A 12,720-nucleotide genomic window follows, 5' to 3' on the forward strand; every position below is an offset into this window, starting at 1 on the left:
CGGGCTGCTAGTCCGGAAGCGGTCCGTGGTTGCCCTGGATGTGCTCGAAAACGAGGGTGGTTTCGGTGTGTCCCACCACGGGGTCGGTGGCCAGGTTGTCCAGGACCCAGTCCCGCAGGTCTTCGGTACTCCCGACGGCGATGTGCAGCAGGTAGTCGACCGAACCCGAGGTGTGGAACGTGGAAAGCACTGCCGGCAGGTGCGGCACGCGGGCGGTGAAACGGTCGATCTGGTCCCTGTCGTGGGCGCGGAGCCGCACGGCAACCAGTGCCTGTACGGACCTGCCGATGGCTGACAGGCTCAGCTTCGCCTCGTAGCCCTGGACGATGCCACGCTCCGAGAGGGCCCGGGTCCGCATCAGGGCTGTGGACGGGGCAATGCCCACCATTTCCGCGAGCTGCTTGTTGGAGATCCTGGCGTCGGCCACCAGGGCCGCAAGGAGGCGTTCGTCAATGGCATCCAGCGGCTCCAGGTGCGCCCCTGGCCTGGGGTTCCGGGCATTCGTACTCACAGCGGTTCCTTCCACACGGTTCTGGTTCATCCTAGACCGCAGAATCGCCGCATCCTGCGCGGCGGGCCCACGCCCTGCCGAACATCCTGACACCCTGATGGCTGCTTGGAGCCGGTTAATTCGTCAGCCGGTTAGGGCGTCAGGGTGTGTGTTCTGTCCCGGGATGGACGACGGCGACAGTTGCGGCGGTCAGGCAGGCCAGGACCATGACGGCTCCCGCAAGGGCGCTCCAGCCCCAGGCCTGGAAGAGCAGCCCCCCGGCCCAGCCCAGCAGGCTGGAACCGAGGTAGTAGGCGAGGTTGTACAGTGACGCAGCCTGCGCGCGCCCTGTCCTTGCGATCGCCCCTGTCCAGCCCGAGCCGATGCTGTGGGCGGCAAAGAAGCCTCCGGTGAATACCACCAGCCCGGCCAGGATCAGGACCAGGGACTGGGTGAGGGTCAGTGCCAGTCCGGCCAGGGCAAGGCCAAGTCCTCCCAGCAGCACGTTCCGGCGGCCATACCGGGTGGTCATTCCCGCGGCCCAGCGGGAGGAGAAGGTTCCGGACAGGTAAGCCAGGAAGATCAGGCTGATGACCGTGGCAGGAAGCCCGAACGGCGAACCGGACAACCGGAAGCCCAGGTAGTTGTAGACGGCCACGAATCCGCCCATCATCAGGAACGCCTGGGCGTACAGGGCCAGCAGCCTGACGTTGCGCAAGTGGCCGCCGAGTATCCGGACCGCACTGCGGAAGCCGGCGGCCCGGGCCGGGGCGAACCCCCGGGCCCGGGGCACCAGGACAAGGAACGCGACGGCGGCAACGGTCGCCAGCAGTGAAACGGCCAGCGCCGCTGACCGCCATCCCCAGAGCTCCCCAACCGGCCCCGCGACCAGCCGCCCGGACAGTCCTCCCAGCGTGGTGCCGGCAACGTAGCTTCCCGCCGCAAGGGCCGCGTGGGCTTTGCTGACCTCCTCATTGAGGTAGGCGATGGCGATGGCGGGAATGCCGCCCAGGGCCATCCCCTCCAGCAGCCGCAGGCCCAGCAGCATAGGGAAACTGGTAGCCATCGGTACCAGCAGTCCAAGCACGGTGGCCGCGGTGATGCCCCACATCATGGCCTTGACCCGGCCGATCCTGTCCGCCAGGAAGGACCAGGGGATTACCGTGGCGGCGAGGCCTACGGTGGCGAGGGAGATAGTGAGGGCGGCCTCGGCAGCAGTGATGCGCAGGTCGGCCGCCAGGAGGGGAAGGACCGCCTGGGTGGAGTAGAGCTGGGCGAAGGTGGCCACGCCGGCGCAGGACAGGCCCGCAAGGATCCGCCCGTACGCCCTGGATCCCTTGGCGTGTCCGGTCCAGCTGGAAGGTGCGTCAGTTCCGGCGCTTGCGTTCTGAGGCATCCAGCCAGCGTAGTCCCGGCTGATGAATGCTTCCAATGCATGCTTTATGCCAAAGTGATAGCAATTATGGATTGTTTTCGCGTGGAAGGAACTGCCCATGGAGCCTGACCGGAAACAACTTGCGCAGTTGTTGCCGCTGCTGCCGGTGCTCGCAGAGCTGGGCCGGACGGAGCACGTGACGGAGACGGCGGAACTGCTCGGAGTACCCCAGTCAACGGTGAGCCGGGCGCTGGCGAGGGCCAGTGCCGCCGTCGGCACCGAACTCCTGGTCAGGGACGGCCGCGGAGTCCGCCTGACTCCCGCTGCCCGCACGTTGCTGCCGTACGTCGAGCAAGCGCTCGCAGAGTTCCAGGCCGGACTGGACCTGGTGCGGAACGAGTCCCAGGTGGTCAGCGGCACAGTATCGGTGTCCTTCCAGCACACCTTCGGCGAGGCCACCCTGCCGCTGCTGATCAGTGCCTTCCGGGCACGACATCCCGGGACCGGCTTCCGCCTTAGCCAAGGCGCCCGGGATACCTGCCTGGATGAGTTGTCAGCGGGGGAGGCGGACCTCGCCCTCACGGCACCCGTGGCGCCGCCGGGCAAGAACCTCGACTCGGCGCCGCTGTACCGCGAGCCGCTGCGCCTGGTGGTGCATCACGCCCATCCGCTCGCCCGGCAGCGGATGGCCCGGCTGGCCGACATCCGGACGGAGCCTGTCGTAGTGCTCGGGCCCGGCTATGGGCTGCGCTCCCTCACCGACGCGCTCTTCCGCGAGGCCGGGTACCGTCCGCGGATCGCCTTCGAAAGCCAGGATTCCCACACCGTCCGCGGCCTGGTCTCTGCCGGCCTCGGCGTCAGCATCCTGCCGCCGGGCGGCGACGCTCCCGGCCGGACTCCGCGTCCCGAAACCGGGGACCTGGGGTGGGTGGAGGTTCCGCTGGACTCGGCACTCGCCTTCCGGGAAGTCGGCGTCAGCTGGCGGCGGAGGAAACCGGAAAGCGAGCCGGTTCCGGCCAGGCTTTTCCGCGAGCTGGTGGTGGGGCAGGGGCCCGCGATGCTGGCCGGGCTGGTCACCAGGGCAGGCCGCTGAGCCGGGGAAATGTCCGACGGCGGCGGCTGGCTACCGGTGCCGGGGCGGCGGGGTGCCAAACTCCATGGGGCAAGTACCCTTGTGACGTGACAAACACCCAGAACCCTTCTGCCACTCCTTTTGACCAGGCGGCAGGCTCCCCGGCCAGTCCTTTGCACGGCATCACGATCGGGCTGGATATCGGGGGCACCAAGACCCACGGCATCCGTTTCGAGGACGGCCACCCCGTGGCCGACGAGTCGGCCGGAAGCTCCAACGTCCAGAATGTCAGCCGCGAGCAGGCGGCACGCAACCTTGCGGACCTGTTCGCCAGGATCGGCGGAGGTCACGTGGACCGGGTGTACGCGGGATCCGGCGGAATCGATACCGATGAAGACGCCGCCGCGCTGGCTGCGCTGATCCAGCCCCTGGCTCCCGAAGCACGCGTCACCGTTGTCCATGACTCCCGCCTCCTGCTGGCCGCGGGCCGCGCCGCCACCGGAGTAGCGGTCATCGCGGGCACCGGATCTGCCGCGTGGGGACGCAATACCGACGGCGCTGAGGCCAGGGCCGGCGGATGGGGGTACCTGCTGGGGGATGAAGGCAGCGGCTACTGGCTGGGCAGGGAAGCGGTGCGGCACAGCCTCCGCAGGATGAACCAGGGCCTGCCCGTCGACCAGCTCACGGCGGCCCTCCTGGCATCCTGCGGGCTGGACCATCCCAACAAGCTCATCGCCTTGTTCCACTCACCGGACACCGGGAGGCGCTTCTGGGCGCAGCAGGCCAGGCACGTCGTGGAAGCCGCGGCCGCCGGGCACCGGGACAGCGCAATGTTGCTGGAGCAGGCCGGGCAGGACCTCGCTGCCCTGGCCGGCCAGGTGCTGGGACTTTTGAAAATCGAGGGCCCGGTGATCCTCGGCGGCGGGCTGGGCATGAATGTGGCACCCCTGCAGGAGTCCTTCCGACGGAACCTCGCCGAAACCGGCGTGACCGACGTCAGGGTGCTGGACCAGGAACCGGTGTTCGGCGTGCTGCAGTTGGTGGCGGAACCCGCCTAGCCCACGGAACGCTTCCGCGGCGTCAGCCGGACGCCTGGGAGCGGGGGAGCCGGGATGCGGCCGGCTTCCGCCCCGGCATCCGGACCATGTCCATGGACCAGGCCGTAGCGGGCTGCTGCTGTTTCGGCGTCCGCCAGGCCGGCCTGCGCCTCCCAGTCGTCCCTGGCCTTTTCCACTTCGTCATGGGTGCGGCCCACAAAGTTCCACCACATCAGCAGTTCCTCGGCGAACGGCTCACCGCCGATCAGCAGGAACCTCGTACCGGGGAGAGCCTCCACCCTGAGTTCGCTGCGGCCGGTGCCCAGGTAGCCCAGCGGCCCCGCCGGCAGGGCCTGCCCGTCCACCGCCAGGCCGCCGTCGAGCACCAGGATGCCGTGCTCAAAGCCGGGGTCCAACGGCAGCACCGCCGCGCCCTCGCAGGAAACATCCGCGCCGACGATCGGCGAAAACACTGTTGCGGGGGAGGCCACCCCTGCAAGCTCGCCCACCATGACCGTCGCCGTGAAGCCCGGCCCGGCAGCGCGTGGCAGCTCGCGGTGCTGTTCGAATGCCGGTTCCCGGTGCCGGTCTCCGTCGGGAAGGGCTACCCACAGCTGCAGGCCCCGTTGCAGCGGCAACTCCCCGCCGTCGGCAGGAAGCACAGCGAACTCGGAATGCGAGACGCCGTGGCCGGCTGTCATGATGTTCAGCTCTCCGGGGCGCACCACCACGTCGCTGCCCACGCTGTCCCGGTGGCGGATGTGCCCCGCCAGCGGCCAGGTGACCGTTTGCAGCCCGATGTGGGGGTGGGGAAGGACGGACATCGCGGTCCGGTCCGGGCCGAAGCTGTCCAGGAAGCACCAGGCCCCGATCGTGGGAAGGCCGCGCTGGGGCAACGTGCGCCTGACGTTCATGGCGCGGACGCCGCCCAGGGGTACTTCACGTTCCGGCCACAGCTGCAGGCAGGGGCCGGACATCCCTCCTTCGGGGGCGGGTGGGCAAACTTCCTGCTGCGGCGAAACTTCCAAGTTGGTCACGCCTCCACTGTAGGCCCGGCCGCGGCGCCCGTGACAGGAGCCGCTGCAGGGGCGGATCCAGGGAATCCCATCCATCCCGGCCGGGGTTCCGAATGGTTACAGTAGGGATTCCTTTGTACGGATTAGGGCCCCAGCTGCTGAAGCCTGACCCGGTTTGGGTTACCGTAACTATCAGCGTGCTTATGGCAGTGTCGCGGTGCTGGGAACAGCCCGTCCAAGAGAACAGGTAAGTCCGCACCATGGACCAGGCGATGATCGAGTTCCAGAGCGTTACCAAGCAATATCCGGGCGGCCAGCCTGCCGTGGACGGGCTGTCCATGTCCATCGCCAAAGGGTCCGTCACCGTTTTCGTGGGCCCATCGGGCTGCGGCAAAACAACGTCGCTCAGGATGATCAACCGGATGGTGGAGCCCACGTCAGGGACCATCACCGTGGATGGCCGCGATGTCACCTCCGTACCGGCTGCGGAACTTCGCCGGTCGATGGGGTACGTGATGCAGTCCGCCGGATTGCTGCCGCACCGCTCCGTCCTGGACAACATTGCTACCGTCCCGCGGCTCAACGGGGTCTCAAAAGCGGATGCCCGCAAGCGCGCCCGGGAACTCCTGGACGTGGTTGGCCTTGCGGCGTCCCTGGGCGGGCGTTACCCGTCGCAGCTTTCCGGCGGCCAGCAGCAGCGCGTCGGAGTGGCGCGCGCCCTCGCCGCAGATCCACCAGTGCTCCTTATGGACGAGCCGTTCAGCGCGGTGGACCCCGTGGTCCGCGACGAACTCCAGCAGGAACTGCTGCGGCTGCAAAAGGACCTGGCCAAGACCATCGTCTTCGTAACGCACGATATTGACGAAGCCACCATCCTGGGCGACAAGGTGGCTGTCTTCGCCACCGGCGGCAAACTGGCCCAGTACGCCTCGCCGGAGGAAATCCTGCGTGCGCCGGCAAACCAGTTCGTGGCGTCCTTCGTGGGGCGCGACCGCGGCTTCCGCCACCTCGGCTTTTCCCCGTCCGACGGTGTGGCCATCCACCCCGTGCCCACGATCATCAGGGCCCCCGGAGGGTATGAGTCGGATTCCAGCGCTGCCGGCGGATGGCAGCTGGTGGTTGACGCTGACAAGCGCCCGCTGGGCTGGTCGGCGCCCGGGACCGAAACCGAACTCGTTCCCGGCGGTTCGCTGTTCCGCCCCGGAGAGAGCCTCCGCCGCGCCCTGGACTCCGCCCTCTCCTCGCCGTCCGGCCTTGGTGTTGCCGTGGATGCCGACGGCGTGGCGCTGGGCGTGGTCCGCGGCGGCGAGGTCCTGGCACTCATCGAAGAAGCACGCCAGGTGCGGCAGGCTGCCCTCTGATGGAATGGTTCCTGGCCAACACCGGCATGATCCTCGAGCGCGGCGGACAGCACCTGGTGCTGGCACTCGTTCCCATGGTCCTGGGGCTGATCATTTCCATCCCGCTTGCGCAGTTGGCGCGGCGGAACAATGCCCTCCGCTCCGTGGTGCTGACGGCGTCCTCCCTGCTGTACACCATTCCGTCACTGGCGCTGTTCATCATCCTTCCCACCATCCTGGGGACCCGGATCCTGGATCCCCTCAACGTGGTGGTGGCACTGACCATCTATGCCGTTGCGCTGCTGGTTCGCGCGGCCCTTGACGCCTTCGACTCCGTGGACGCGGACATCAGCCAGGCCGCGCAGGCCATGGGCTTCAAACCGCTGGCCCGGTTCCTGCAGGTGGACCTCCCGCTCTCGCTGCCCGTCATGTTCGCCGGCCTCCGGGTGGTATCCGTCAGCAACATCTCGCTGGTCAGCGTTGCGGCCCTCCTGGGCGTCGGGAACCTGGGCATGCTCTTCACGGACGGGCTCCAGCGGGACTTCGTCACCGAGGTGGTGGTGGGCATCATCGCCATCCTGGTCCTCGCTCTGCTAATGGACGCCGTCCTGGTCCTCCTGGAACGCATCCTCACACCATGGGAGCGGGCAGGGAAGCCACAGAGCCAGGGGGCACACGGCATCGCCGCCCGAGCACTCGAAGCCGAGGGGGCTGCTTCCACAGTGGGTGAAGCAGCATGAGCAACGTCTTCGCCGATACCTTCGCCTGGCTCGCAGACCCGCTGCACTGGTCCGGGAGCATGGGCATTCCCGCCCGGGTGGGGGAGCACCTCCAGTACACCGGACTCGTCATGCTGATTGCCACCGCCATTGCAGTACCCGTCGGGATGTTCGTCGGCCACACCGGGAAGGGCCGGGTGGCCGTCGTCGCGCTCGCGGGAGCCCTGCGTGCCCTGCCCACCCTGGGCCTGCTGATCCTATTCGTGCTGCTGGCCGGCATCGGACTCATGCCACCCGTCTGGGCCCTGGTGATCCTCACGGTCCCTCCGCTCCTGGCCGGAACCTACGCCGGCATCTCCAGCGTGGACCGGAACGTTGTGGACGCTGCCAGGGCCATGGGCATGACCGAACTGCAGGTCCTGTTCCGCGCCGAACTGCCCAATGCCCTCACCGTCATGTTCGGCGGTTTCCGCACCGGCGTGCTGCAGGTGATCGCCACAGTCTCCGTGGTCGCCTACATCAACCTCGGCGGCCTGGGCCGCTACCTCTTTGACGGACTCGTCCTCAGCGACTTCCCGCAGATGCTGGGAGGGTCACTCCTCATCGCCGTGCTCGCCATCGCCGTCGACCTCGTCCTGTCCCTGTTCCAGAGGCTGTTCCTCACCCGAGGGGCCTCAAAACTGTCCTACCGCAGCCAGGAGGCCGCGGTCGAACTCACAGACCCCGTAGTTGCGGAGACTGTTGTACAAGGAGGTAAGTCATGAAAGATAGCCGTCCCCAGCGCCTCGGCAGGCGGGCGTTCAGCGGCCTGGCCGCCGGGCTTGGCCTGGCCGTGGCGTTGTCCGCCTGCGGCGGTTCGTCGGATCCGTTGAAGAACGCGCCGGCCTCCAGCGCCGGCGCTTCCGGGGGAGCCACCTCCCTGGTGGTGGGTTCCGCCGATTTCCCGGAGAGCCAGATCATCGCCGAGCTGTACGCCGGCGCCCTGAACGCCAACGGAATCACCGCCACCACCAAGCCGAACATCGGCTCCCGGGAGGTCTACTTCAAGGCCGTCCAGGACGGTTCGGTGGATGTGGTGCCGGATTACAGCGGCAACCTGTTGCTCTACGTGAACAAGGAAGCCACGGAAGTCTCCGCCGGTGACATCGCCAAGGCGCTGCCGGGCAAGCTGCCGGATGGCCTTGGCGTCCTGGACGCGTCAAAGGCCGAAGACAAGGACGCCATGGTGGTCACCAAGGCAACGGCCGAGAAGTACCAGCTGAAGTCCATTGAAGACCTGGCCAAGGTCTGCAGCCAGATCGTCGTCGGCGCCCCGGCCACCTTCGCCGAGCGCGCCTACGGCCTGCCCGGGCTGAAGAAGAACTACAACTGCGAGCCCAAGAAGCTGGAGCCCTTCAGCGACGGCGGCGGCCCGGTAACGCTCAAGGCCCTCCTGGAGGACCAGGTGCAGGTGGCCGATATCTACACCACCACGCCGTCCATCGCGGACAACGACCTCGTGGTGCTGGAGGATCCGAAGAACAACTTCATCGCCCAGCAGGTCCTGCCGCTGTACAGCAAGGCCAAGATGACGGACAAGGCCAAGCAGGTACTGAACTCGGTGTCCAGCATCCTCACCACCGATGACCTGATCAACCTCAACCGGGCTGTCAGCGGCAGCCAGAAGCAGGACGCCAAGACGGCAGCAGCCGCCTGGCTGAAGGACAAGGGCATCGTCAAGTAGGACCGCGTTTCCTGTCCCGCCGGACAGGAACAGACGGGTGACAACGACGGCGGCTGCCGGACTTTCGAAGGTCTGGCAGCCGCCGTCGGCCGTGTGGCGGAAGTCTCAACAGCCATTCATCCTTCCTGTGGCATATTTGAGGGATGGCAGAATTCAGGCAGTCCACGAAGCTCAATAACGTCCTTTACGACATCCGTGGACCAATCCTCGAAGCCGCCCAGCAGATGGAGGCGGAGGGCCACCGGATCCTCAAGCTGAACATCGGCAACCCCGCGCCGTTCGGGTTCGAGGCGCCGGACGCCATCCTGGTGGACATGATCCGCCACCTGCCCCACGCCCAGGGCTACAGCGATTCCCGCGGCATCTTTTCTGCCCGCACCGCCGTCTCGCAGTACTACCAGACCCGCGGTATCCAGAACATCCACGTTGACGACATCTATCTGGGCAACGGCGTCAGCGAGCTCATCACCATGTCCCTGATGGCGCTGCTCGATTCAGGCGACGAAGTGCTCATCCCCACACCGGATTACCCGCTCTGGACGGCATCCGTGGCGCTCGCCGGCGGCAAGCCGGTGCACTACCTCTGCGATGAAGAGTCCGGCTGGCAGCCCGACCTGGAGGATATGGAAGCGAAGATCACGCCCCGCACCAAGGGCATCGTGGTCATCAACCCCAACAACCCCACCGGCGCCGTCTACCCCGAAAAGACCCTGAAGCGCATCGTGGCCCTCGCCGAGAAGCACGGCCTCGTGATCTTCGCCGACGAGATCTACGAAAAGATCCTTTACGAGGACGCTGTCCACATAAACCTCGCCGGGCTCACCGGCGACCACGTCCTGTGCCTGACTTTCAGCGGGTTGTCCAAGGCCTACCGGGTCTGCGGCTACCGGGCAGGCTGGATGGCCATTTCAGGACCCAAGAAGGACGCCGCCGACTACCTTGAAGGCATCAACCTGCTGGCCAACATGCGCCTGTGCGCCAATGTCCCGGCCCAGCACGCCATCCAAACCGCGCTCGGCGGCTACCAGAGCATCAATGACCTCATTCTCCCGGGCGGCCGGCTGCTGGAGCAGCGCAATAAGGCCTACGACATGCTCAATGCCATTCCCGGCGTCAGCACGCAGCAGGCGAAAGGCGCCCTGTACCTCTTCCCCCGGCTGGACCCTGAGGTTTACCACATCCGGGACGATGAGAAGTTTGTCCTCGACCTCCTGAGGGAACAGAAGATCCTGGTATCCCACGGCCGGGCCTTCAACTGGGTGCGCCCGGACCACTTCCGCATGGTGACGCTGCCCAACGTGAAGGACATTGAAGAAGCCATTGGGCGCATGGGGGACTTCCTAAGCAGGTACCAGGGGAACTAGCCTGTGCTCACGGGCCACCGGGCCCGTGTATCCCCTGCGGAGAGGAACCCCATGGCCCGCGTCGTTGGCTTCGACCAGCATCCCACTGACACGCTGCGCGTTGACAAGGGATTCTCCCTGGCCTCGGTGGATCCGGATGCCACCCCGGGCTATAGCGGCAACAAGGCTGACGGCGAAGCCTTGCTGCTTGAGATGGACGGAAAGCTCTCCGGGATGCAGGAACAGCTGTTCGCCGAATCACGGGCCGGCGGAAAGAAACGGATCCTCCTGGTCCTGCAGGCGATGGACACGGCGGGCAAAGGCGGAATCGTCAACCACGTCATGGCCACCATGGACCCCCAGGGCGTCCAGTTCAAGGCCTTCAAGGCTCCCACCGAGCAGGAGAAGTCCTACGACTTCCTGTGGCGCATCGAGAAGGAGGTCCCCGCCGCCGGCATGGTGGGGATTTTCGACCGCTCCCATTACGAGGACGTCCTCATCCACCGCGTGCACAACTGGGCCACCCCGGAAGAAATCAGCCGGCGCTACCGGGCCATCAATGAATTCGAGGCCCGCCAGACCGACGCCGGTACCAAGATCATCAAAGTGATGCTCAACATCAGCAAGGATGAGCAGAAATCCCGGCTGCTGGCCCGCCTGGACAACCCTGCCAAGCACTGGAAATACAGCAGCGGCGACTTGAAGGAACGCGCCTTCTGGGATGACTACATGGCCGCCTACCAGGCCGCCTTCGACGAGACCAGCTCAGGGATTGCCCCGTGGTACGTGGTTCCGGCCAACAAAAAATGGTTCGCCCGCATCGCCGTGCAGCAACTGGTGATGTCGGCGCTGTCCGATTTCCGCCTGGAGTGGCCCAAAGCCGAATTCGACGTCGACATTGAAAAGGAACTCGTCGCCCGTTCGTGACCCGGGCCCTGGGGCCGGAACAGTATGCCAGGTTCTGCAGCCAGCCTAGAGCGGCTGGTCGCGGGCAGCGGCCAACCGCTTCCTTGCGCCCTCGAGCCACTCCTCGCACCGCGCGGCCAATGCCTCGCCGCGCTCCCACAGCGCCAGGGATTCCTCCAGGCTTGCTCCGCCCGCTTCAAGCCTGCCCACCACGGCGATGAGCTGCTCCCTGGCGTCCTCGTAGCTCAGCGCTGCAACTTCTGGTTCGGGCTTCTGTTCAGTCATGCGTTCTCTTCCACTTCCTGGTGCTGGTCTGGGTCTCCCGGGTGCAGTGCACCGGTGGGCTGCGCGGGCCCGTCGGAGGTGGCGCCGAAGCGGCCCTCCGCCACGCGGATGGACAGGGGGGTGCCCGCCGGCGCTTCGGCGGGCCTGCGGACCACGGCGTGGCCGGCTTCGGCGATCCGGGCGGCCTGGTCCCCGGCGAGTTCGACGACGGCGTACCCCCGGTCGAGGGTCTTCTGCGGTGAGAGCGCGCGCACCTGGGCCTTCAGGTGCTGGAGCTGGTCTGCTGCCCGCACCACGGTTGAGTTCACGGCGGCGGAGGAACGCCGCAGCAGGCGCTCGATTTCCTCCGCCCGGACGGAGACCATGCCCTCAGGCGCCGCCATGACTGGCCGTGAATGCAGTGCCGCCAGCCGGTCCCGCTCCCGGTCTATCATCCGTTCCATGGAGCGCCGCAGCTGTTCCCGCGCCTGGCGCACGCCGGCGAGCTCCTCGGACACCTCAGGAACGATCCGCTTGGCGGCATCCGTGGGCGTTGAGGCGCGGAGATCGGCAACGTAGTCCAGCAGCGGGCGGTCGGCCTCGTGGCCAATAGCGCTCACCACCGGTGTTTCGGCCGCTGCCACCGCGCGGATGAGGTCCTCGCTGTTGAAGGGCAGGAGGTCTTCGAGTGCCCCGCCTCCGCGCGCGATGACGATGACGTCGACCTCTGGCCGGGCATCCAGTTCCCGCAGGGCGCGGACCACCTGGGCCACTGCCGTGTTGCCCTGGACGGCAACCTCACGGATCTCGAACTCCACCGCCGGCCACCGCAGTGCCGCGTTGCGGAGGATGTCCTTCTTGGCGTCTGAGTCCCGTCCCGTAATCAGGCCGATGCGGTGTGGCAGCAGGGGCAGCCGCTTCTTGCGGGAGTCCGCGAACAGACCCTCCGCCGCCAGTGCCTGGCGCAGCCGCTCAATCCGGGCCAGCAGGTCACCCAGGCCGACCGGCCGGATGTCCCGGACCTGCATGTTCAGCCGGCCGGTTTTCAGCCAAAATTCCGGCTTCAGCAGCGCCACGACCCGCGAACCCCGCTCCAGTGGAAGGTTCTGGCGCTCCAGGACCTTGGTCCAGACCGAAGCGGGAAGGGACACCTCGGCATCCACATCGCGAAGCGTGATGTAGGCGTTGGTGCCGCGCCGGTTCAGCTCAATGACCTGCCCTTCCACCCACGCCGACGGGGTCCGGTCGATGTGGGCTTTCAGCTTCTGAGAGAGGAGCTGCAGCGGCCACGGGTTGTCCGGACTGGTTTCTGCTGCGGTGGCAGGCAAGGTAGTGGGTGCAGTGCCTGGAAGGGAGGCCTGGTCAGACATGCGGACGCCGTTGGGAGGCTGGTGCTGCGGGCATGCGGTCCTTTTATCTGTCGGGAGCGGTCAAT

General features: G+C 66.9%; 13 protein-coding genes. 8 read left to right on the forward strand and 5 right to left on the reverse strand.

The features are described 5' to 3' along the window. Positions 1-7: 7 nt before the first annotated feature. Positions 8-511, reverse strand: coding sequence for an AsnC family transcriptional regulator (locus tag AC1DIP_RS03045; RefSeq protein ID WP_476206268.1), 504 nt, complete (start codon positions 509-511; stop codon positions 8-10). 139 nt (positions 512-650) lie between these two features. Then, positions 651-1,886, reverse strand: coding sequence for an MFS transporter (locus AC1DIP_RS03050; protein ID WP_476206266.1), 1,236 nt, complete (start codon positions 1,884-1,886; stop codon positions 651-653). 97 nt (positions 1,887-1,983) lie between these two features. Here AC1DIP_RS03050 and AC1DIP_RS03055 point away from each other — a divergent pair, with 97 nt between their 5' ends. Both AC1DIP_RS03055 and AC1DIP_RS03060 read left to right on the forward strand, forming a co-directional pair. Beyond that, positions 1,984-2,958, forward strand: coding sequence for a LysR family transcriptional regulator (locus AC1DIP_RS03055; protein WP_477732796.1), 975 nt, complete (start codon positions 1,984-1,986; stop codon positions 2,956-2,958). An 86-nt stretch (positions 2,959-3,044) separates the two neighbouring features. Beyond that, a complete protein-coding gene (locus tag AC1DIP_RS03060; RefSeq protein ID WP_476206263.1) occupies positions 3,045-3,995 on the forward strand; it encodes a BadF/BadG/BcrA/BcrD ATPase family protein in 951 nt (316 codons plus the stop codon). Here the strand turns inward: AC1DIP_RS03060 and AC1DIP_RS03065 are convergent. After that, positions 3,992-5,011, reverse strand: a complete 1,020-nt coding sequence (locus AC1DIP_RS03065) for a pirin family protein (protein ID WP_477732797.1) — start codon at positions 5,009-5,011, stop codon at positions 3,992-3,994. The two genes, AC1DIP_RS03060 and AC1DIP_RS03065, sit on opposite strands and share 4 nt — an antisense overlap. A 239-nt stretch (positions 5,012-5,250) precedes the next feature. Here AC1DIP_RS03065 and AC1DIP_RS03070 point away from each other — a divergent pair, with 239 nt between their 5' ends. From AC1DIP_RS03070 to AC1DIP_RS03095, 6 genes are all read left to right on the forward strand, one after another. Beyond that, positions 5,251-6,351 carry an ABC transporter ATP-binding protein gene (locus AC1DIP_RS03070; RefSeq protein ID WP_477732798.1) on the forward strand — a complete coding sequence of 367 codons (1,101 nt, stop codon included), beginning with the start codon at positions 5,251-5,253 and terminating at the stop codon, positions 6,349-6,351. Then, positions 6,351-7,070, forward strand: coding sequence for an ABC transporter permease subunit (locus AC1DIP_RS03075; RefSeq protein WP_476206258.1), 720 nt, complete (start codon positions 6,351-6,353; stop codon positions 7,068-7,070). Before AC1DIP_RS03070 ends, AC1DIP_RS03075 begins: the two co-directional genes overlap by 1 nt. Then, positions 7,067-7,813, forward strand: coding sequence for an ABC transporter permease (locus AC1DIP_RS03080; protein WP_477732799.1), 747 nt, complete (start codon positions 7,067-7,069; stop codon positions 7,811-7,813). The genes AC1DIP_RS03075 and AC1DIP_RS03080 overlap by 4 nt, the downstream gene beginning before the upstream one ends. Next, a complete protein-coding gene (locus AC1DIP_RS03085) occupies positions 7,810-8,772 on the forward strand; it encodes an ABC transporter substrate-binding protein (RefSeq protein WP_477732800.1) in 963 nt (320 codons plus the stop codon). Before AC1DIP_RS03080 ends, AC1DIP_RS03085 begins: the two co-directional genes overlap by 4 nt. A 143-nt stretch (positions 8,773-8,915) precedes the next feature. Continuing rightward, a complete protein-coding gene (locus tag AC1DIP_RS03090) occupies positions 8,916-10,136 on the forward strand; it encodes a pyridoxal phosphate-dependent aminotransferase (RefSeq protein ID WP_477732801.1) in 1,221 nt (406 codons plus the stop codon). A 51-nt stretch (positions 10,137-10,187) separates the two neighbouring features. Further along, positions 10,188-11,042, forward strand: coding sequence for a PPK2 family polyphosphate kinase (locus tag AC1DIP_RS03095; RefSeq protein ID WP_477732802.1), 855 nt, complete (start codon positions 10,188-10,190; stop codon positions 11,040-11,042). A gap of 45 nt (positions 11,043-11,087) precedes the next feature. Here the strand turns inward: AC1DIP_RS03095 and AC1DIP_RS03100 are convergent, their stop codons facing one another. Together AC1DIP_RS03100 and xseA are read right to left on the reverse strand one after the other, a co-directional pair. Further along, complete coding sequence (locus AC1DIP_RS03100; RefSeq protein WP_477732803.1) at positions 11,088-11,306, reverse strand: exodeoxyribonuclease VII small subunit; 219 nt, start codon at positions 11,304-11,306, stop codon at positions 11,088-11,090. Next, entirely contained in the window at positions 11,303-12,655 is a 1,353-nt protein-coding gene (gene xseA / locus AC1DIP_RS03105) for an exodeoxyribonuclease VII large subunit (RefSeq protein WP_477732804.1), read from the reverse strand. The genes AC1DIP_RS03100 and xseA overlap by 4 nt, the downstream gene beginning before the upstream one ends. Between the last annotated feature and the right edge of the window lie 65 nt (positions 12,656-12,720).

The sequence above is a fragment of the Pseudarthrobacter sp. 05T312 genome, assembly GCF_056396685.1.